Annotated in this window: 20 protein-coding genes; all 20 read left to right on the forward strand. The window is 50.8% G+C overall.

The window, feature by feature from the left end:
* Positions 1 to 18 precede the first annotated feature (18 nt).
* A complete protein-coding gene (rpsA, locus tag AC0MAZ_RS10730) occupies positions 19 to 1695 on the forward strand; it encodes a 30S ribosomal protein S1 (protein ID WP_046856619.1) in 1677 nt (558 codons plus the stop codon).
* Between the two features lie 323 nt (positions 1696 to 2018).
* Positions 2019 to 2315, forward strand: coding sequence for an integration host factor subunit beta (gene ihfB / locus AC0MAZ_RS10735; RefSeq protein ID WP_475861064.1), 297 nt, complete (start codon positions 2019 to 2021; stop codon positions 2313 to 2315).
* Between the two features lie 18 nt (positions 2316 to 2333).
* Complete coding sequence (locus tag AC0MAZ_RS10740) at positions 2334 to 2585, forward strand: lipopolysaccharide assembly protein LapA domain-containing protein (RefSeq protein ID WP_475861066.1); 252 nt, start codon at positions 2334 to 2336, stop codon at positions 2583 to 2585.
* Positions 2586 to 3143: 558 nt separating this feature from the next.
* Positions 3144 to 4202 (forward strand): LPS O-antigen chain length determinant protein WzzB, encoded by a 1059-nt coding sequence (locus tag AC0MAZ_RS10745; RefSeq protein ID WP_475861068.1) that lies wholly within the window; start codon positions 3144 to 3146, stop codon positions 4200 to 4202.
* An 876-nt stretch (positions 4203 to 5078) separates the two neighbouring features.
* On the forward strand, positions 5079 to 6410 hold the full coding sequence (locus AC0MAZ_RS10750; protein WP_475861070.1) for a Wzz/FepE/Etk N-terminal domain-containing protein: 1332 nt from the start codon (positions 5079 to 5081) through the stop codon (positions 6408 to 6410).
* A gap of 120 nt (positions 6411 to 6530) precedes the next feature.
* Positions 6531 to 7511: an NAD-dependent 4,6-dehydratase LegB gene (locus tag AC0MAZ_RS10755; RefSeq protein WP_475861071.1), complete on the forward strand. Its 981-nt coding sequence runs from the start codon at positions 6531 to 6533 to the stop codon at positions 7509 to 7511.
* 9 nt (positions 7512 to 7520) lie between these two features.
* The gene (locus tag AC0MAZ_RS10760; RefSeq protein WP_475861073.1) at positions 7521 to 8672 is read left to right on the forward strand and encodes a LegC family aminotransferase; all 1152 of its coding nucleotides are present in this window, start codon (positions 7521 to 7523) and stop codon (positions 8670 to 8672) included.
* The gene (neuC, locus tag AC0MAZ_RS10765; protein ID WP_475861075.1) at positions 8669 to 9826 is read left to right on the forward strand and encodes a UDP-N-acetylglucosamine 2-epimerase; all 1158 of its coding nucleotides are present in this window, start codon (positions 8669 to 8671) and stop codon (positions 9824 to 9826) included. The genes AC0MAZ_RS10760 and neuC overlap by 4 nt, the downstream gene beginning before the upstream one ends.
* 3 nt (positions 9827 to 9829) lie before the next feature.
* The gene (neuB, locus tag AC0MAZ_RS10770; RefSeq protein WP_088851826.1) at positions 9830 to 10915 is read left to right on the forward strand and encodes an N-acetylneuraminate synthase; all 1086 of its coding nucleotides are present in this window, start codon (positions 9830 to 9832) and stop codon (positions 10913 to 10915) included.
* Entirely contained in the window at positions 10912 to 11580 is a 669-nt protein-coding gene (locus AC0MAZ_RS10775) for an acetyltransferase (protein WP_475861077.1), read from the forward strand. Before neuB ends, AC0MAZ_RS10775 begins: the two co-directional genes overlap by 4 nt.
* Before the next feature lie 21 nt (positions 11581 to 11601).
* Complete coding sequence (locus AC0MAZ_RS10780) at positions 11602 to 12648, forward strand: nucleotidyltransferase family protein (protein WP_475861078.1); 1047 nt, start codon at positions 11602 to 11604, stop codon at positions 12646 to 12648.
* A complete protein-coding gene (locus AC0MAZ_RS10785) occupies positions 12645 to 13655 on the forward strand; it encodes a Gfo/Idh/MocA family protein (RefSeq protein ID WP_475861079.1) in 1011 nt (336 codons plus the stop codon). Before AC0MAZ_RS10780 ends, AC0MAZ_RS10785 begins: the two co-directional genes overlap by 4 nt.
* Positions 13655 to 14356 (forward strand): acylneuraminate cytidylyltransferase family protein, encoded by a 702-nt coding sequence (locus AC0MAZ_RS10790; RefSeq protein WP_475861081.1) that lies wholly within the window; start codon positions 13655 to 13657, stop codon positions 14354 to 14356. Before AC0MAZ_RS10785 ends, AC0MAZ_RS10790 begins: the two co-directional genes overlap by 1 nt.
* Positions 14346 to 15104, forward strand: a complete 759-nt coding sequence (locus AC0MAZ_RS10795; protein WP_475861082.1) for an oxidoreductase — start codon at positions 14346 to 14348, stop codon at positions 15102 to 15104. The genes AC0MAZ_RS10790 and AC0MAZ_RS10795 overlap by 11 nt, the downstream gene beginning before the upstream one ends.
* A 255-nt stretch (positions 15105 to 15359) precedes the next feature.
* Positions 15360 to 16433, forward strand: coding sequence for a hypothetical protein (locus AC0MAZ_RS10800; RefSeq protein WP_475861083.1), 1074 nt, complete (start codon positions 15360 to 15362; stop codon positions 16431 to 16433).
* 278 nt (positions 16434 to 16711) lie between these two features.
* On the forward strand, positions 16712 to 17836 hold the full coding sequence (locus AC0MAZ_RS10805) for a lipopolysaccharide biosynthesis protein (RefSeq protein WP_475861085.1): 1125 nt from the start codon (positions 16712 to 16714) through the stop codon (positions 17834 to 17836).
* Positions 17837 to 17886: 50 nt separating this feature from the next.
* A complete protein-coding gene (locus AC0MAZ_RS10810; RefSeq protein WP_475861087.1) occupies positions 17887 to 19146 on the forward strand; it encodes a hypothetical protein in 1260 nt (419 codons plus the stop codon).
* Between the two features lie 75 nt (positions 19147 to 19221).
* Positions 19222 to 20325, forward strand: coding sequence for an N-acetyl sugar amidotransferase (locus AC0MAZ_RS10815; RefSeq protein ID WP_475861088.1), 1104 nt, complete (start codon positions 19222 to 19224; stop codon positions 20323 to 20325).
* Complete coding sequence (gene hisH, locus AC0MAZ_RS10820; RefSeq protein ID WP_475861089.1) at positions 20322 to 20936, forward strand: imidazole glycerol phosphate synthase subunit HisH; 615 nt, start codon at positions 20322 to 20324, stop codon at positions 20934 to 20936. The genes AC0MAZ_RS10815 and hisH overlap by 4 nt, the downstream gene beginning before the upstream one ends.
* Position 20937: 1 nt before the next feature.
* On the forward strand, positions 20938 to 21720 hold the full coding sequence (locus AC0MAZ_RS10825; RefSeq protein ID WP_088851836.1) for an AglZ/HisF2 family acetamidino modification protein: 783 nt from the start codon (positions 20938 to 20940) through the stop codon (positions 21718 to 21720).
* Positions 21721 to 21754 lie beyond the last annotated feature (34 nt).

The raw sequence follows: 21754 nt of genomic DNA on the forward strand, positions 1-21754 counted from the left end.
GAATCTACAGGAATTAAAATGAGCGAAAGCTTTGCAGAACTCTTTGAAGAAAGCCTGAAAACCCTCAATCTTCAGCCGGGTGCAATCATCACCGGTATCGTTGTCGACATCGACGGCGACTGGGTTACCGTACACGCTGGCCTGAAGTCCGAGGGTGTCATCCCGCTCGAGCAGTTCTACAACGAAACTGGCGAACTGACCATCAAGGTCGGTGACGAAGTTCACGTTGCGCTGGACGCGGTCGAAGACGGCTTCGGCGAAACCAAGCTGTCCCGTGAGAAAGCCAAGCGCGCCGAGTGCTGGATTGTTCTGGAAGCTGCTTTCGCTGCTGAAGAAGTGGTCAAGGGCGTTATCAACGGTAAGGTTAAAGGCGGCTTCACTGTCGACGTTAACGGCATCCGTGCGTTCCTGCCGGGCTCCCTGGTTGATGTCCGCCCAGTGCGCGACACCACCCACCTCGAAGGCAAAGAGCTGGAATTCAAGGTCATCAAGCTGGACCAGAAGCGCAACAACGTTGTCGTTTCCCGTCGCAGCGTCCTGGAAGCCGAAAACAGCGCCGAGCGCGAAGCTCTGCTGGAATCGCTGCAGGAAGGCCAGCAGGTCAAAGGTATCGTCAAGAACCTCACCGACTACGGTGCGTTCGTCGACCTGGGCGGCGTCGATGGTCTGCTGCACATCACCGACATGGCCTGGAAGCGTATCAAGCACCCGTCGGAGATCGTCAACGTTGGTGACGAGATCGACGTCAAGGTCCTGAAGTACGATCGCGAGCGCAACCGCGTTTCGCTGGGTCTGAAGCAACTGGGCGAAGACCCATGGGTTGCTATCAAAGCCCGTTACCCAGAGAGCACCCGCGTGACTGCTCGCGTCACCAACCTGACCGACTACGGCTGCTTCGCTGAGCTGGAAGAAGGCGTTGAAGGTCTGGTGCACGTTTCCGAAATGGACTGGACCAACAAGAACATCCACCCGTCGAAAGTCGTTCAGGTTGGCGACGAAGTGGAAGTCATGGTTCTGGACATCGACGAAGAGCGTCGTCGTATCTCCCTGGGTATCAAGCAGTGCAAATCGAACCCATGGGAAGACTTCTCCGGCCAGTTCAACAAGGGTGACAAGATCACCGGTACCATCAAGTCGATCACCGACTTCGGTATCTTCATCGGCCTGGACGGCGGCATCGACGGTCTGGTTCACCTGTCCGACATCTCCTGGAACGAAGCCGGCGAAGAAGCCGTGCGTCGCTTCAAGAAGGGCGACGAGCTGGAAACCGTCATCCTGTCGGTTGACCCAGAGCGCGAGCGCATCTCCCTGGGCATCAAGCAGCTGGAAGACGATCCGTTCTCCAACTTCGTTGCTGTCAACGACAAGGGCGCTATCGTCAAGGGTATCGTCAAGGAAGTTGACGCCAAGGGCGCTATCGTGACCCTGGCCGACGACATCGAAGCTACTCTGAAAGCTTCCGAAATCAGCCGTGACCGCGTTGAAGACGCCCGTAACGTGCTGAAGGAAGGCGAAGAGATCGAAGCCAAGATCATCAGCGTCGACCGCAAGTCCCGCGTTATCAGCCTGTCCATCAAATCGAAGGACGACGCTGAAGAGCGCGAAGCCATCCAGAGCCTGAAAAACGCTCCGGAAGCGGCTGCCGATACCACCATGGCTGCGCTGCTGCGCGAAGCAATGGCCAAGCAGAACTGAGTTCTGTTTGATCGGTAAAAAGGGCGACCCTCGGGTCGCCCTTTTTTGTGCCTGCGATTTGCCTGGTCGAGCAGAAGCAGATTGTTCCTACAGGGTTTGTAGATGTTTCTGGGCTCGTGAGCGGTGTACGGGCAGTAGGCTTTACCGCTCGCTGGCAAAGTCGCGCCGCAGTGCGCTCGCGTTCGTGTAGGGTGGGGATCGCCTGTGCTGCGGCTTATCTTGAATTTTTTTGTTTAGTCAAGAACCACCCTGTTCAAATCCGCCGGGGCGTGCTACAAACTGATTAAGCAATGATCTAGCTGCTTGATAACGAAGGGAAAAATATGACGAAGTCGGAGCTGATCGAACGTATTGTCACCCATCAGGGGCTGCTCTCGTCCAAGGACGTCGAGCTGGCCATCAAGACCATGCTCGAGCAGATGTCGCAGTGCCTGGCGACCGGGGATCGTATCGAGATCCGTGGCTTTGGCAGCTTTTCCCTGCACTACCGCGCACCGCGGGTAGGGCGCAATCCCAAGACCGGCCAGTCGGTCAGCCTCGAAGGCAAGTATGTGCCGCACTTCAAGCCCGGCAAGGAGCTGCGTGATCGGGTCAATGAAGATGAGCACGAGCCCCATTGAGTGAAAAGGAGCGATTTGATGCGTAGTCTCAAGCGCGCCCTGGCGGTGCTGTTCGTGCTGTTGCTGGCGGCTGTGGTGTTGTTCTTCGTGCTGGAGAATCGTCAGGATGTTTCATTGATCATGTTTGGTTGGGTTGCGCCGGCTATTCCTTTGGCGGTGCTGGTATTGGCGACTTTGCTTGTTGGGTTAGTTGTTGGTACATTATTTGGTGCTTACGGATCGAAGCGTAAGAGGCGCAGGGCGCATCTTGCAACATCGCATAATAATTAAAAGAACTTTCCTACATATGAAATAGACTTTTCCCTTTGCTGGTGGGGGGTAATGCGCTAATTTCGTTATCTTGCTGGGCTGGCAGGGGTATCTTCAAGAGGGCGTCAGGGCTGGTCAAGCTGCGACGGATATCTCTCTTGTTCGATTCGCAATGGGCGGCATCCATTTTCTGTTTTTTCACTCTTCCTTCAATCTGCTTGAGTATATTTGGGGCTTGCTCAGGTAGGCCTTGCATTGCCCGTGGTAGTGGCTCGTCGTCGAGGCGCCAAACATCTGAATCTACTCCGGCAAGTCAATTGTCATCTATTCTTAAGATGATTGGTTGTGGTGTGTAAGTTTAGGTCGGGCAAGGCAAGGAGTGTCACAAGCTCGCAAGACCTCTCTGCTGGGCTTGGGCGCGTTGATCGGTTCGATGGAACTAAATTTCGGTTGAGTGCTCCATGAATGGCTAGTCTCATGCATGGGGTGGGACATTTCATAATGCCATCTACTATGCTGGGGATGGTTAAGAATTTGACTTGTGCTCAAAATTATACGGACCCAAGGAATTAGAGAGAAATGCGCAATGAACGTGAGCGCCGGAGTGGTGGTGAATCTGACTTGTTCGACTTGCTTGAGTGGCTGTGGTTGCGAAAAGTCACAATGTTTCTCGCGACCCTTGCGGGAGGGGTGCTGGCGGCTATATACGCGTGGATGGTTGCTCCTGTATATGAGTCTAAAGTCATCGTGCAGCCGCCCGTGCAGGCTGATATCGCTCGATTAAACTACGGCAGAGGAGATGGAAGTGGCTTAAGTTTGTTTTTGATCAAGGATGTTTATGGTGTATATGTTCGAAATCTTCAGTCCGAATCCTTGTCTAGAGACTTTTTCTTGAGATATTACCTTCCCAGTCTGTCAAGTCGGGAGCGCGCAGGATCGCAGGATGGACTCTATCGTCTTTTCAAAGAGGCTGTCACTCTTAAGGGGGATGGAAAGGAGGCGTCTGGGCGTTTCACTGTTGTGGTGCGGTCTTCTGATGCTCGGCGCTCAGTAGAGTGGGCGCAGGCGTTTGTGGAGATGGCGGCAGCCCGTACAAAACTTGAAGTGATCGAGGATGCTCGTTCGGATGCTCTTGTGCTGGCTGAGAGTCTTGAGCAGCAGGTCGAGATGGCCAGGGAAAGTTCGGCCAGGCAGCGCAAGGACCGCATTGCTCAGTTAAAAGAGGCGTTGAAGGTTGCGCGGGCGGTGAATATTGAGTCTCCGCCTATTGTCTCTAATAGTTTGTATGGTGGGTTGTCAGCCGATGAGGGTGGGGCGCGGCTGTATATGAGGGGTAGCAGGGCTCTGGAGGCGGAGATCGACAACCTGGCGAATCGAGTCTCGGATGATTCGTTCATTGATGGGCTTCGGAGGCGTGAGGGGCAAATTCATTTTCTACGTAAATTGAATGTTGCTTCGGAGAATCTGCAGGTCTTTCGACAGGATGGGGGTATCGAGTTGCCGGATGCTCCGATCAAGCCTAAAAAGCTGCTCATCGTTGTGTTCGGGGTGATGCTGGGGGCGGTGTTGGGGGTGGTTCTGGCTCTGCTTTTTTATCTGAGAGGGAATCTGCATCGCTTTAGGTGCAAGAGCGAGTAAATAATTGATTCGTGAGTGGTATTGCTAAGGGCGGTCCTTCAGGGTTGAGTTGTAGCCCTTTCGCCCGGTCGCCTCCAAAAATATCATTCATGTGTCGGGGTGGCTTGTCTGATTCAATATTCATCAGTGAGTGCAGGCAGATTAGTTTGGCTCTGGTTGCGGCGCTATGGCTGGTCGCTTTATAAATAAGATGGATTGTATTTTCTGTGCGGTAGCGGCTACGTGAGCCTGAGTAGATGATTGATCTTCATCTTGGCTCGCTCGGGTGCGAGCTCTCCAGGTGTTCTTGTTTCCTTGGTCATCATTGCCCTTTCTGTGGTTGGGGTGCGGACGGTATTGGTTATCGTATGTCCACTCTCCGAGGCAGTGAGATCTTGAGTGTGAGTTTGGCGTGCGGCTGCTTTAGCGCTTGGTCGGTGGGTGGTTTGGCTGATTGCGGGCGTGCAAATAGGCCGTGGCAAGAGAGGGGTGGTCGGGCGTGGCGCTCCTGCTGCTAATGCTAATGCGTCGGGGCAACGTGTCCATGGTGCTCTGCTCATCAGGCTGTTATCGGGTGGCGAAGCTTGATTCGTCGATGTTCTGCAAAAAAACTGCGCCTATGTCAGGCCGGCTTGGGAGGGTAAATGTTGCTTGAGGGGCTGATGTGGGCTATGGAAAACGGGCGTCCAGAGGCTTCGAGGGCGTTTTGAAGGATGTCATCGGACGCAAAGGCAGTTACCTGGCCTCATTGCGGCAAAAGATTTGAGTTTTGTCAAAGGTGTGGCAAAATGCTAAGTCTTGCTCCATCTGGCTAATGGGGGTGGTGTGTGCGCTATCCTCGAGTGCTGATCGAGATTAGCCTGTAGGCGAATACGGATTAATTCAAGGCAGGTAATTGTGGAAAGTCTAGGTGGTGTTTCTCTTTCTCGTCGTGTTGAGTTTGATCTGTTTATTATTGCTCAGACTATTTGGCGGCAGCGCTTGTTGGTTGCGACTGTGGCGTTGGTTTTTACGGCGATGTGCGTGGTCTATGCTTATTTCCTGGCGACGCCTGTTTATCAGGTAAAAAATATATTACGCCCTGCTTCTCAATCCAGTCTAGATGCGTTGAAAAGAACGGGGCTCTACGACGTTTCTCCTGCGTCAGCATTGCTTCGGTTCGGTGCGGCATTGGAGTCATATGATATTCGTAAGGCATTTTACGAGCAGCATCAAGATCTCTTTTCCCCTTACAAGCGCGCTGGGCTCACTGATGAGCAAGTGCTTCGGATGTTTAACACCGAGATGCTCAAGGTTGTAATGCCTGTTGCGGAGCGGGACTTTGGGCAGGGGCGTCTGCAAATCACCATGACCTATCCTGAGGGGGTCGATGGTGTTCGTATGCTCAATGACTACGTCGCATTCGTTGTGAAAGGGGAGGAGGAGGCTGTTCGTCACGATGTCGAGAGTACCCGACGTAGTCGAGTGGAGGGGTTGGCCTCCCAGATCGACTCCTTGCAAATGGTATATGAGCACGAAAAATCTGCGCAGATTGCTAAGTTGCGTGAGCAAAATATCCTTCGGCGTGCGGTTTTGCAGGATGAGCTGGGTGCACTTCGCGTTGAGCTGAAAACGCAGCGGGCCAATCGACTGCATGAGCTGGAAGAGGCCATTGCGGTGGCCAGGTCTTTGGGGCTTAAGCGCCCAACGACTGCATCGCTCCTGGGCGAGTCGGGTATGGCAGCGGGAGGGAATGTCATTCGCACCGAAATCAGCAGTCAGAAGGAGCCGCTTTACTTTCTTGGCACGGACGTGCTTGAGGCGGAGCAAGCAGTCTTGCGCAAGCGTGATTCTGATGACTTTACCAACCGACGGGTTGCCGAGATACAGAAAGAGCTTCAAATGTTGAGTGTTGATCGGCAGATTGAAGTGCTCCAGCGACGTAAAGAGGACGCTTTGTTCGTGGCGGGGACGAGTGCTAAGCGTACGGAGCAGGCGCTTCTCGGAGCGCAGGACTCGACATTGGCGGGGTTGCGTCTGGTGGAGGTTGAGCAACCGGCGCTGGCGCCGTCGGAGCCCATCAAGCCGATGAGGCTGATTTTGATTTCATTTGGAGCGCTTCTCGGTGTGATCTTAGGCGCTATAATGGCTGTTTTGCGACGTTATGTAGCGCTCAGAAGCGTAGCGTTTACGTCTGATAGGCCGAAGATTGTGGAGGCTAGCATCCAGGCGCTGAAGGCGGTAGATTGAGTCTTCAGTAGCTCATGGTGCCGGATGGTTGCAAGCCTATTGCCATCTTTTGGTGAAATGATACGAATTTTCTGATGCTCATCTCGGTGTGTCAGTATTGAAATGAATTAGGGTCAGTGCATGAAGAAAGTATTGGTTACCGGGGCGGATGGTTTTATTGGTTCTCATCTGACAGAGCTCCTTGTTCGACAGGGGTTTGAGGTCAAGGCGCTCTCCCAGTATAACTCCTTCAATTACTGGGGTTGGCTTGAGGATGTGGATTGCCTGGGTCAGGTAGAGATCCTGAATGGTGATGTGCGCGACCCTCATTACTGTAAGCATATTACCAAGGGTGTAGATACTGTTTTTCATCTGGCGGCACTGATTGCGATTCCTTATTCTTATGTAGCTCCCGATAGTTATGTTGATACTAATGTAAAGGGTACTCTTAATATTTGTCAGGCGGCGCTTGATAATGGTGTTGGGCGCGTGATTCACACTTCTACTAGTGAAGTGTATGGAACGGCTCAGTATGTGCCTATTGATGAAAAGCATCCCATCCAGCCGCAGTCGCCCTACAGTGCGTCGAAGATTGGCGCTGATGCTATGGCGATGAGCTTTTTCAATGCTTTTGATCTTCCGCTGACGATAGCGCGCCCCTTCAATACTTATGGGCCACGTCAATCGGCCAGGGCGGTGATCCCGACTATCATTACGCAAATTGCCAGTGGTAAGAAGGAAATAAAGCTGGGTGATGTATCGCCTACGCGCGACTTTAACTACGTGGCTGATACTTGTCGCGGTTTTCTCGAGCTCGCGCAATGCGAGAAGGCTGTCGGAGAGACAGTTAATATAGGCTCGAATTATGAAATCTCAGTGGGTGACACGCTGGAGCTTATTCGTGAGCTGATGCACAGTGATGTTAAGTTCATTACGGATGAGCAACGCTTCCGTCCCGGGAAGTCCGAAGTTTTCCGGCTGTGGTGCGATAATACAAAAATTCGAAATTTGACCGGGTTTGAGCCCAGTTTTTCGATTCGCCAGGGTCTGCAAGAAACAATCGATTGGTTCACTAAGCCAGAGAATCTGGCTAAGTATAAGGCTGATCTTTACAACGTTTGAGGACTGTCCATGTTCGAAGCGCTTATCGGTTTTGTCCGAGATCAGTACGCGACAAACGATTTCATCCCGCTTCATGCTCCCACGTTCACTGGAGCGGAAAAGCAGTACGTGGTTGAGACTGTAGAATCGACTTTCGTTTCCAGTGTCGGCGCATTCGTTGACCGGTTTGAGCGAGACATGGCTGTATACAGCGGTTCGCCTCGTGCTGTCGCGACCGTGAATGGTACTGCGGCTCTGCACATTGGCTTGTTGCTGGCTGGTGTCAAGCCTGGCGATCTGGTTATTACTCAGCCGCTCACCTTTGTTGCGACCTGTAATGCGATAGCCTATTGTGGCGCAGAGCCAGTTTTTATTGATGTGGATCGTCATACGCTTGGCCTTTCCCCCGCCGCTGTTGAGGCATGGCTTCACGAGAATGCATTCCGGGATATCGACGGCGTCTGTCGTACACGCACTGGCGGTCGTGTCCTTCGGGCTTGTGTACCTATGCATACCTTCGGTCATCCTGTTGAACTCGATGCGTTGGTGGACGTTTGTAGTCGTTGGGGCCTGGCTATGGTGGAGGATGCTGCAGAATCGTTAGGCAGTCTCTATAAAGGTCGGCAGACGGGAACGTTTGGCCTGATCGGTACGCTGAGCTTTAATGGCAACAAAATCATAACGACTGGGGGCGGGGGCATGATACTGGCAGGGGAGGCTTTAGCCGTGCGCGCTAAACACCTCACAACGACCGCCAAAGTGCCACATGCTTTCGAATACATGCATGATGAGGTTGGTTACAATTACCGAATGCCCAACATAAATGCCGCTTTGGGGTGTGCGCAACTCGAGCGTTTAGAGGGCTTCATCGCGTCAAAGCGACTGTTGGCTGAGCGTTATCAGGCATTTTTCTCAGAGACCCCGCTGACCTTTGTGGTAGAGCCGGAGGGGTGCCGTTCCAACTATTGGCTGAATGCTGTTTTGTGCCCGGATGTACAGCAGCGTGATGCATTGCTGGAGTACAGCAATCGTTCCGGTGTCATGACGCGGCCCATTTGGCAGCTAATGACTCACTTGCCAGCATATTCTCATTGCCTGCGCGGAGAGCTGCCGAATGCTCAATGGCTGGAGGAGCGTATCGTTAATCTACCCAGTAGTGTTTTGCCGGAGCATGCAGTTTGAAGGTCAAGGTGGCGATTTTCACTGGGACGCGCGCCGAGTACGGATTGCTGCATAGCTTGATGAGCGATGTTAAGGCAAGTGCTCGACTTCAGCTCCAGGTCGTTGTTGGAGGTATGCATCTGTCCCCAGAGTTTGGGGATACATGGAAAGATATCGAGCGTGATGGCTTTCCAATTGATGCAAAAGTAGAGATGCTACTTTCCTCCGATTCGGATGTGGGGGTCGTCAAATCTATAGGTGTAGGCATCTTGGGCTTTGCCGATGCCCTGGATCGCCTTCGTCCAGACGTGCTGGTGGTTCTAGGTGATCGTTTTGAAGCGCTGGCAATCGTTCAGTCTGCGTTGATTATGAAAATACCGGTCGCACACCTCCATGGCGGGGAAGTGACAGAAGGTGCCTATGATGATGCTATTCGTCATGCGATCAGTAAACTATCCTATCTGCACTTTGTATCGGCCGAGCCTTATCGCCTGCGAGTTATTCAGCTGGGTGAGTCACCCGATCGGGTTTTCAATGTTGGAGCGATTGGGATCGACCACTTGAAACGTACCCCGTTGATGGGGCGTGATGAGCTTTCCGAAAGCCTCCAGTTTGACCTCTCGTCACCGTTCTTTTTGGTGACGTATCATCCTGTGACATTGGCGGAAGAAAGTCCGGAGCTCAGCTTCAAGGCGCTGCTGGAGGCATTGGATCGTTTTCCTGAGCATAAGGTGATTATCACTTATCCTAATGCTGACAATGGCGGGCGAGCAATCATCCCGATGCTAGAGGCCTATGCTCATCAATCCGCCGGCCGAGTGCTTGCTATTCCGTCGCTTGGTTTCAAGCGTTACCTGAGTGTTGTAGCGTTGGCCGATGCCGTAGTGGGTAACTCTTCTAGCGGTATCATTGAAGTACCCTCATTTCACGTGCCGACTGTCAATATAGGCGTCAGACAAAAAGGGCGGTTGGCCGCCAAGTCGGTGTTTGACTGCAAGCCGGAGGTCGAAGCTATAGTAGAGGCGTTACGTCATGTTCTGACGGCAGATTTTGAACTGCTTTGTCAGTCAGTTGTAAACCCCTATGGATGCGGTGATGCTTCGAAGCAGATTGTGAACGCTCTTGAGCGCTTCCAACCCGCCACCATTGTGAAGCCATTCTACGACTTGAGTTAAATTATGAAATTATCGAGTGACCAATCAGTCTTCGTTATTGCTGAAGCCGGTGTCAATCATAATGGCAAGCGCGAGCTGGCATTTGAGTTAATCGATGCCGCTGCGCGGGCAGGTGCGGATGCGGTAAAGTTTCAGACGTTCGATGCCAAGCGACTTGCTTCGAAATCGGCTCCAAAAGCTAAGTATCAAACACGTAGTACTGACGCCGATGAAAGCCAGTTGGCGATGCTGAGACAGCTCGAACTGCCCCAAGAGTGGCATTATGAATTGCAAGCATATGCGCGATCCCAAGGTATTCAATTTCTTTCTACAGCGTTTGATACGGGGAGTTTGAAATTTCTGACTGAAATGGATTTACCCGTATTTAAGGTGCCCTCCGGTGAGTTGACAAATGGCCCTCTACTGTGGCAGTTCGCCAAGACTGGAAAGCCGTTGATTCTTTCCACCGGAATGGCAACGCTGAGCGAGGTAGAGCAGGGGCTTGCTATTGTAGCGCATGCGTTGAATAGCGATTCTGAGCCTGGTTGCATGGAGGAAGTCTGGCGCAACTGGAGTCTGCCTTCCAGTCGACTGCGGCTGCAGGGGCATGTCACATTGCTTCATTGTACTTCCCAGTATCCGACTCCGCCCGAAGAGGTTAACCTCTTGGCAATGGATACACTTAGAGCTTTTGGGCTCGCAGTAGGCTATTCGGATCACACAGAAGGCTGTCTTATCCCCATCGCTGCCGTGGCTCGAGGAGCTACAGTGATAGAAAAGCACTTCACTATTGATCGAGGCCTACCAGGACCTGATCACAAGGCATCGTTGGAGCCCCACGAGCTGAGTATGATGGTGAGCCAGATACGTTCATTGCAACTGGCGCTGGGGGATCCCTGTAAAGCACCACAACCCAGTGAGTGGGACACCAGAAAGGCTGCGCGCCAGCAGGTAGTTGCAGCTCGAGATATTGCTGCCGGTAGTGTTATCTCGAGAGACGATCTCACTACTGCTCGTAGCGGCTTCGGATTGCCGCCCACTGTGTTGTGGGAGCTGGTGGGCAGCACGAGCAAACGGGCCTTTTTGGCAGGTGAGACTCTGGAAAAATGAAGCCGTTCGCCCATGAGGACATGCCGCTGGTCCTGCTTGGAGCAGGTGGGCATGCAAAGGTGCTAAGGTCACTGATCGATGTTTCTGGGAGAAAGCTCCTTGGGGTTTGCGATCCTAATCTTGTCCATGCAGGCACGAGTCTCTGGCGAGGAGTCAAGGTGCTAGGAGGAGATGAAGTGCTCGATGGGCTCGACATCTCAAGTGTTGGGTTGGTCAATGGCGTCGGCCAACTCGTTGGCAAGGACCTTCGCAAGCGCATCTATGATAAGGCTCGGGCTTTAGGTTTCGTTTTTCCGCCGCTGATTCATCCCAGTGCATGGGTAGACGAATCGGTCGATTTAAGCGATGGCGTCCAAATCATGGCGGGGGCCATTGTTCAGCCGGACGTGCGAATAGGGGCGAATTCGACTATCAATACGCGAGCTAGCCTAGATCATGATTGTACCATCGCTTCGCAGGTCCATATTGCCCCTGGGGTTGTTCTGTGTGGTGGCGTGACGGTGGCTCATGGCTCATACGTCGGTAGCGGTGCCACGGTTACACCAGGTGTTGTAGTTGGCGAATATGCAGTGATTGGTGCAGGCACGGTTGTCGTGAGAGACGTGCCGCCTCGCAGCGTCATCAAAGGGCCTTCGGTTTACCCTCGCCCGTTGCGGGAAGGCTGATTTTTCTAGAGAAGGAATGCAATGAAGCAGTGGGAAAAAACGCTTATCAGTCCTGGTTGCACTATTGAAGAGGCGATTGCGACTCTAGATCGTGTTGCTGTTCGTATTGTGATGATTGTAGATGGTCACCGGCAGCTTCTGGGAACTCTCACTGACGGAGATGTAAGGAGGGCACTGCTTAAACAGTGCCCCTTGAACACGCCTGTGCATCAAATCATGTGCACGACACCACGTACTGCTGAGCGCGACTGGGGGAAGGATCGCATCCTGTCAGTGATGGAAAAGTACTCGCTTTTACAGTTGCCTGTGCTGGATGAGCAACGAAGAGTCATTGGCCTGCAAACACTGCATGACTTGCTGAATAAGCCCCGATTAGATAATCCGGTTTTCTTGATGGCCGGTGGTTTTGGTACCCGTTTGCGACCATTGACCCAGCACTGCCCGAAACCCTTGCTCAAGGTCGGAGAGAAACCCATCCTTGAAATCATACTTGAACGGTTTATCAGTGCTGGGTTCCATCGTTTCTTTATTTCGACGCATTACATGCCGGAAATGATTCGAGAACATTTCGGTGATGGAAGCCAGTGGGGAGTTGAGATTCGCTATGTTCATGAAGAGCAGCCTCTAGGCACAGGAGGGGCTTTGGGCCTCCTGCCTCAGGACGAAATTGACATGCCTCTGTTCCTGATGAATGGCGATTTGTTGACAACCCTCAATTTCCTGAATTTATTGGATTTCCATGAGGGCAATGGTGCCGTAGCGACCATGTGCGTTCGAGAGTATGAATACACTGTACCCTATGGTGTAGTTGAGAGTGAAGGGCACCGGATTCGATCAATGGTTGAGAAACCGGTTCACAAGTTTTTCATTAATGCAGGGATCTATTTGTTGTCTCCTGAGCTTGTGAAGAGCGTAAGACCAGGCACGCATATTGACATGCCAACATTACTTGAGCAGCAGATTGCGCAGCAATATCATGTGAATATGTTCCCTGTCCACGAATATTGGTTGGATATTGGTCGTATGGAAGATTTTCAGCGTGCCCAGCAGGAATTTTCGAGCTTATGACCATTCCTGAGCGTTTTGTCGTCGTGGGCAGTGGGAGTATTGCTCGTCGCCATATGAGCAACATTCGCGCCACCTATCCCGAGGCCAAGATACAGTGTGTTTCCGCGTCGGGTCGTGAGCTGAATATCTCCGAACTTCCGGAGAGTGTAATGGCTTGCCCGTCCCTGGCTCATGCCATTGAAGGCGGGCCGGGTTATGCCATTATCGCATCTCCCGCGCCACTTCACGTTACACAAGCGGCGCTACTATTGTCTGCGGGATTCACGGTACTGGTGGAAAAGCCTCTCAGTGATTCCCTGATCAATTTCAGTACCCACGCGGAAACTTTGCGTCTTTATAATGACAAACTCGCAGTGGCCTACAACTTGAGATTCATGCCGTCCGCGGCTGTGGTCAAGGCTGTTGTAGAAAGCACAAGCTTAGGCTCTATTCTCTCTGTCTCGAGCGAGGTGGGCCAGTACCTTCCTGATTGGCGTCCAGGTAGTGATTATCGGAAGAATGTTTCTGCACAGCGAGCGCTGGGCGGGGGCGCACTGTTGGAACTGAGTCATGAGCTCGATTATTTACAGTGGTTATTTGGACGGATTGAGTCTGTTTATTGTGATGCGCGGATATCCGGTCGTTTACAGCTTGATGTCGAGGACACTGTAGATGCACTGATGAGAACCCAAGAGGGTTACATCGTAAATTTACACATGGACTTCCTGCAGCGAGCGCCCGTTCGGCGGTGTAAGATCGTAGCGGAAAATGCAACGCTGGAGTGGGATATCCTCGAAAATCGAGTTGTATTGAGAAGCTGTGGTGGAGTAGATAGCGTTCTTCATGATGATCCGGAGTATGACCGGAATCAAATGTATGTTGACGAACTGAATGCGTTCGTTGATATGGCGCATGGCAGGCAGGCACCTTGGGTTACCTTGGAGCAAGGCATTGAAACTCTCAGGCTCGTAGAGGCACTAAAACAGTCCTCTACAACAAGTTCTGTCATCGTCATGAGGGAGTTTTAATGACTAGAGTATACGCATTCGTTTTTGCACGGGGAAACTCCAAAGGGTTGCCCGGAAAAAACATCAAGCTCCTTGGCGGTAAACCGCTGCTGGCAAGATCTATTGAGGTTGCCAAAGCGCTGCCTCAAGTAAGCAAGGTATTTGTATCCACTGACTGTGAAGCGATTGCCTCTGTCGCCAGGCAGTATGGTGCAGAAGTCATTGAGCGCCCTGACGAACTGGCAACCGATCATGCCTCAGAGTGGCACGCCTGGCAGCACGCAATACGCTACTTAGAAAGTAGAGGTGAACACTTCGACCTTTTTGTGAGCTTGCCGGCTACCAGCCCGCTGCGTAGCAAGGAGGACGTGTTGCGTTGTCTTGAGGCTGTAAAAGCTGAGGTTGATGTGGTGGTTACCGTTACCGAGGCGGCACGGAGCCCATATTTTAATATGGTGGTGCGTGATGATGAGGGACTCAGCTCTCTCGTGTGCGCTGATAGGACATTTCATCGTCGTCAAGATGCACCAAAAGTCTATGACATGACCACGGTTGCTTATGTCGTCCGGCCTGAATTTGTTCTTCAGCAAGAAAAACTTTTCGCAGGCACTGTCAGTTCAGTTATCGTTCCGCGAGAGCGGGCTGTCGATATAGACGATATCTATGATTTTAAATTGGCCGAGATATTTCTCGCGGAAGCGGAACTGAAGAATGCTGAATAATAAGAAAATTCTGGTAGCAGGCGCTGCTGGATTGTTGGGAAGTAGCTTGGTATGCCGGTTACTGGACGAAGGTGCCCAGGTTGTGGCTGTCGATCTTGAGGAAGCGCGACTGCTTGATCGTTTGAGCGCGTCCGGCTATTCAACTAATCCGGGATTGACAGTATGCGCCATGGACATTGGCAGGAAAGCCGATGTTGTTGATTTTTTCAGCAATACCCGTGGGCTGGATGGCGCAGTAAACTGTGCCTACCCCCGCAACAAGCAGTACGGTCGAGGCTTCTTCGAGGTGGAGCTAGAGGACTTTAATGATAATGTTTCGATGCACCTTGGTTCGTCATTCTTATTTATTCAGGAATGTGCGCGCTACTTCAAGCGGAGTCAGCGGGAGTTTTCGCTTGTAAATATCTCATCCGTATATGGTGTCATTCCGCCAAAGTTTGAAGTGTATGAAGGGACGCCAATGACCATGCCAGTGGAGTACGCCGCGATAAAGTCGGCATTGATCCACCTGAGCAAATACGTGACCACATTTGTTTCTGATAGCCGTTTCCGCTCTAACTGTGTAAGTCCGGGTGGTATTCGCGATAAGCAACCTGAGGCGTTTCTGAGTCGATATAAAAGTTCTTGTCTGGGCAAAGGGATGCTGGATATCGAAGATGTGCTTGGAACTATTGTGTTCTTGCTCTCCGATCAGTCGCGCTATGTGAATGGGCAAAATGTTGTAGTAGATGACGGCTTTACATTGTGACCGTCCAAGGTTGAGCCCAATGAGTCGCATAAATAACACGCCTGAGCTTGTGATATTGCGCAAGGACGTTCTGCGTAAATGATACTAGTTACCATACTGTTTATACTGTTTTCCTTTGTTCTTTTCAGGAACAAGAGGATCATATGTCCGTCTAATGTCGTCTTTGGTAATTATTTTTTATATCTGGTTTTTCCCGCGACACTCTTTTATGTCCTGGAGTGGTTGTCTTGGGATTACGTATTGCCATGGGGGAAGATGAACGATTGGAGCAAGGTTTCGCAGGAGGCGATACTTTCCTATCTATACGTTTTTACCTTGTTTTTCTATTTTGTTCGGTTGTTGGAAGTATTGCTGGACAGTGTCGAGAAAGTGGATGTTGTCTACAGTTACCGGGCGAGACCTTATGCAATATTTGTTTGCGCGCTTGCTTTGCTGTTGGGCTGTTTCTATTTTCTCCAGGTGACAGGAGGGGTGGAAGCCTGGGTGGGTGATTACAGCGAAACTTACCTTTCGAAGAAAAAGGGATATGGGGTCGTTAATTATCTACTTATCATGTGGTCAAATTTCCTGGCTTTTTGGCTTGGGTTCTATTGCCGTACTGCGGAGCGCCGCAGTGTGGTGCTTTTTGTGTTTGTGGTAATGGTGCTTGCCTTCTGTGCCTACTTGCAGGGTGTCAAGAGCAGAATATTTCTATTTGGAATCTTCTTTAGCCTCCCTTGGTTGGCTGTTGCCAGGCTTAGCCTTCGGCAAGGTGCGTTTTTGTTCTTCGGTTTTGTTCTTTTGTTTTCTGGGGCCATGTATGTGCGATCCAATGGCTTCTATAGTACGCCGGAGATGTTGCTTGAGTACTTCTTGACTTACTTTAATACTATATTTCTGCATGATAGTATTTTGAGGGATATGTCACCCGAGTACTTCATGACCATGGGGTATCCTGTTAACAAGTGGCTGACGTTTGTCGGCGTTCCTTCGCCTGACTATCTTCATGACATTAGTCGGTGGCTGACTTCTATTTATTTTCCATCGCAATGGTTTGATGAGTCTGCGACTCAGCAGTGGCCGATTGAGACTGAGTTGTATCTAAACTACGGCGCATACATATTCTGGTTTATTCCGATTTTCGTCTACTCGGTCTTCATCTGTACCCTGTATGCCCTTAGGTTTAAAGGTGGCCCGGTTTTCTTGTTTATCTTCATGTCTGAGATTTTCTTGTTTTTGAGTATGTTCAGGGGCAGTATGCTGCAGTGGATTGCGTTGTTTAATTTTTGTTTTTATATATTTATCATGTTAGCCCAGCGTGTGATGTTCACCAGGTCTGCTACCGCCTAGGGTCTGTACGAAATATGTCTGCACGAAGGCCAGACTAGGCGAAACGGGGGCGGAGTATACTGGAGTACATGAGCACTCTGAGCCCCGTTTCAATGTAGTCTGGGCACGTGCAGATACATTTCGTACAGAGCCTAGCTGACTGAGGGGTGTGATCAAAATTAGGGTGGGGTGTGAGCGTGTATAGGTTTGTTAATATTGGGTTGCGCGCTGTTACATTGCTGAGTAAGTTTTTGCTGATATTTTTTTTGGCGCGATATCTAGCGGCTGACGCTGTCGGTATGTACGGGTTGTTGGCTGCAACGATTGGCTACGGTATATATGTAGTTGGTTTTGAATTTTATACCTATGCCAATCGTGAGTTGATAGGGCTACCGTCGAGTCAATTATTATGTGTGATTCGCGATCAATTTGTGCTTTATGCCATTATCTATCTGTTTTTTTTACCAATCCTAGGATTTGTCTTTCTTCAGGGTTGGCTTCCGTTCGAGTACTTTTTCGTTTTTATCGTTCTGCTGTTGTTTGAACACGTCGCTCAAGAGGCCAATCGGATTCTCGTGGCCATTTCCAGGCCGTTGCTGGCTAGCGTAGTTTTGTTTGTTCGAAGCGGTATTTGGTGTTTTATCGTTATCGCCTGTATGGCATGGGATTCGGCTTTTCGTAATCTTGGCTTTGTACTTTTAAGTTGGCTTCTGTGTTGTGTTATTGCTTGCCTCATTGCGGCTGTATCAATTTTGCGAGTGTGTGGGGTAATACAGTGGAGGCCTATCCAGTGGGCATGGGTGAGACGAGGTGTATATGTCGCAATCCCATTCCTGCTTGCGAGTCTGGCGATTAGGGGTATATACACGTTTGATCGTTATTGGGTTGAGCACCTGGCCGGTTTGGAGGTATTGGGTGCTTATACTTTGTACGTTGGCATATCAACTGCAATCCTTTCGTTTCTGGACGCTGGGGTTGTAGTTTTCTTCATGCCGCGGTTGGTGCACTCTGTCAAGATGCATGACTTTCCAGCGTTTCGAAGCGAGATGCGCTCCTTGGCATTGAACGTCGTGATCGTTGTGCTTGTGCTGGCTGGGCTATGCTGGGGCGGGAGTTTTTTTGTCGTCGACTGGTTGTCTTCACCTGTCTATAGTCAGGAACTCAATATCTTGTATTGGTTGCTGCTGGCAAGTGTCTTCTATGGGTTGAGCACTGTTCCGCATCTCGGGTTGTATGCACTGGGAAAAGATCGGCATTTGATGTACTCTCAGTTGATTGGGTTAGCGGTCTTCGTAGGTGTCTCCTATGCGTTTGGTACTACGTTTGGTGCTATCTCGGTGGCCTGGGCGATGGCATCGGCATTTTTTGTTGTATTGCTTTGGAAGAGCGTGGTGTACTTCAGTCAACTTAATAAGGTGGTCTGATTTCGTGTTGTGTATATTTATAGTTAATCGTGCGGGGCGGGTGAATAGGCGTGGCTAGAATAGAAAAAAAACTGCTCGTCGAGTATCTGCTGGCTACTAAAAACGAAATTGCAGTTGATCGTAGTGTTTACGCGCTTGCTGGTATTTTACCTGAGCAGCTGGGTTGCGCACCTCGACCCAGTAAATTGCTGAGTATTAGTCGTCGGAGTTTGCTGCTGAGCACTGCCATGAAAGCGATTCGTGTCCTGTGGAGTAATGGGGGCGCGGTGTTATTTTTTATGCTGCAATGGCGAGCTCTACGTTCGAAAGTTGCCAAGGAAATAGTGGCTGAGCCGCCTCGGTGTGATTGCTATACTGTCTGTTATTCATCCCGTGCTATGGATCTAATAACGCCTCAGCTGCTTGGTCAGGAACTCTATAAAGTTACCTTGCCCTGGGTAGAGTCAAGGCATGATGGTGGCAGCACGTTGAGCGTTCTGAAATTGCTCAATCAAAGTGATTTGAGAAATGCTTTTATCCATTCGGTGGTGGCTTCGCGAAAGTTAAGTGAATCTAAAAAATATTCCTGCTGGTCATTACAGAGCTATACAGCCTTCCGCTGGTTTTGTGTCAGGTTGGCCTTGAGACGGCTCAGCGCAAAAAAACTAGTAATTGCTGAGCACTATGATCGATGGGCAGTTTTGTCTGATCGCGTGGTCTTGGAAACCTGTAGAAATAATTTTAGTGATGGCTCTGGCCTGGTAATGGTTCAACACGGTACGTTGGTCTCCTTAGGGAGCAACAAGCTATCTGCCTCTAATGAGTTTTCGGTGAGGCTGGCTTATCGCTTGCGAAGTGTTACTAGACTCTATACGTTCAATGAAGATGCTGTTGCCACGTTCAAGGCGTCTATTCTGTCAGCTCTTTCCCCACTTCGTGCGGTCGGTGCGTGCTTTTACTCACCTGCATTAAAGTTGGCCAAAGTCGCGCCTACAAGTTTGCCGTCACTCTTGTTTGTAGGGCATCCGTTGTGTGAAGAACTGCATATTCAGATCCTTCAGGCGATAGGGCCGGAGGTCCAGAGTTTTTATAAGCCACACCCCGCCAACCCAGCAACGAAGCGTATTAGCTCGATGGGGTGGAATGTGATCACGCAAAAAGATGTTTTTCCTGATGTCGACCTTCTCATATCATACCCCTCCACGTTGGTGGCAGAGTACGAAGGGATGCACATTCCTGCTATCATCCATCCCCTCAACATGCCTCCCGCAGAGGCTGGCGAACTGATTGCATCGATCAGGCGAAGCATCGGCTTGGCAGCTAAGCGCTAGGAGGCGCACACGGATGACTGTTTTTCGGGGATACGAGCAGTGACTAGTAGCTACAAGATTTGCACACGTTGCATCATGGACACGTCCGATCCCAATATCCGTTTTGATGATCGTGGTGTTTGCGAGTACTGTCAAAACTTTGACGACCAAATTCTGCCGAACTGGCATACCGACCAGCGCGGCGAGGCAGAGCTCCAGCGCCTCGCCCAGCTGATCAAGAAAGACGGCCAAGGCAAGGAGTTTGATTGCATCATTGGGCTCAGCGGTGGTCTGGACAGCTCCTACGTCAGTTACGTTGCGAAAGAAAAGATGGGCTTGCGGCCGCTGCTTTTCCATGTCGATGCGGGCTGGAATACCGACCAAGCTGTGGGGAATATTGAAAAGCTGGTTGATGGTCTTGGTCTGGAGCTCTATACCGAGGTGATCAATTGGGAAGAAATGAAAGATTTGCAAACAGCATTTCTTAAATCTCAGATTCCTGATCAGGATCTCCCGCAGGATGCGGCGTTCTTCTCGGCGCTCTATAAATTCGCACGCTCGCACAAGATTAAATATGTGCTCACGGGTGGTAACTTCTCGACTGAATGCTGCCGAGAGCCCGAAGAGTGGGGCGGCTACCCAGGTATCGACAAGCGTTTGTTCAATAGTATTCACGGGCTATTCGGTGGGCGGGCAATGAGGTCGTTCCCACTTGTCGATATTTTGATGTATAAGGTTTTTTATCGGTACGTACTTGGTATGCAAGTTGTGAGGCCACTAAACTTGGTGCCTTACATTAAGAGGGAAGCGGAGGAAACGCTTGAGCAGCTTTATGGTTGGCAGCCTTTCCAGCACAAGCATCATGAGTCACGGTTTACTCGTTTTTATGAAGATTACTGGATGCCCAGAAAATTCGGCTATGAGAAGCGTCGTGCGCATTTCTCCAGCCTGATCATGACAGGGCAGATGACGCGTGAAAATGCGCTTGAGCGAATTGCCAGGCCAGAGATGGATCAGCAATTTCTGGCGAGCGAATTCGAGTATGTCGCCAACAAGCTGGATCTGTCTGTTGAGGAGCTGCAGACTATTTTCGAAGGTGAGAACAAGACATTCCGAGACTACAAGAATAAGCACTTTTTGATCGGGATGGGCGCCCGGGTAATGAATATGCTGGGGCTTGAAAGAAGGCTGTTCAGATGATAACCATCATTGATTACGGACTGGGCAACATTCAAGCATTCGTCAATGTCTATCGGCGCTTACACATCCCGGTGCGGGTAGCGAGTGATCTAGATGCGCTAGCCGGGGCGAAGAAGCTGATTCTTCCTGGCGTTGGCGCCTTTGATCATGCGATGCAGCGCTTCAATGATTCGGGTATGCGAACTCAGGTGGAGGCGTTGGTTCATCGCGATAAGGTACCGGTGCTGGGTATTTGCGTTGGGATGCAGATGCTTGCCGATAGTAGTGAGGAGGGCATATTGCCGGGCCTTGGCTGGGTGCCTGGGAAGGTTCGTTCATTTCGTTCCGTCGCCGGGCTGGAGCGCATGGCCTTGCCGCATATGGGATGGAATGATGTCAATCCCGTTGGTACGTGCCCGCTATTTGACGATCTCGAGGATCACATTCGCTATTATTTCCTGCACTCCTTTTATTTCGAATGCCAGGATCCTGCGCATATTATCGCACAGTCTCAGTATGGGTTAGGCTTTAGTTGTGCGGTGGCGGCAGATAATGTCTACGGTGTCCAATTCCATCCTGAAAAAAGTCATCACTTTGGGGTTGGTCTTCTGAAAAATTTTGCGGAACTCTGACATGCTGAGGCCTCGTATAATTCCCTGCCTGTTGATGCAGGACGGCGGGTTAGTCAAAACAGTACGTTTTAAAGACCCAAAGTACGTAGGGGATCCAATCAATGCCGTAAAGATTTTCAACGAAAAAGAAGCGGATGAGCTGATCGTTCTTGATATTGACGCTACTGTTAATGGCCGTGCTCCCGATCACCGGAAGATCGCTAATCTGGCAGCAGAGTGCAGAATGCCGCTGTGCTACGGTGGTGGTATCCATACTCCAGAGCAGGCGCGCGCTATTATCGCTTTGGGTGTCGAGAAAGTGGCCATCAGTGCGGCGGCTATTGAAGATACGAGCCTGGTTACTCGCATCGCCGAAGAGATCGGAAGTCAAAGTGTCGTGGTGGTCCTTGATCACAAGCAGCGTATGTTGAGCAAGCAACACGATGTCTGGACACACAATGGCACACGGAACTCCAAGCGGAGCGTCCTTGATGTGGCCAGAGAAATGGAGGCAGCTGGAGCGGGGGAGATTGTAATAAACTCCATCGATCTTGATGGCCGGATGAAGGGTTATGACGTTACGCTTGCTACCCAGCTGAGAAGTCATGTAAATATCCCTGTCACCATTCTGGGCGGATGTGGATCCTTGCAAGACATGCATAACCTCGTTGCTGCCTGTGGGGTTGTCGGGGTCGCGGCTGGTAGCTTTTTTGTGTTTAAAGGGAGCTACCGAGCTGTGTTGATCAGTTATCCGAGCGCAAGGCAAAAGGACGAAATGATTTTTTCAGCCCTTGATCAACGGTAGTGCTGGAATCGTCTGCATTCAATTCGGGAATAAT

This window comes from Pseudomonas sp. A, from assembly GCF_056270345.1.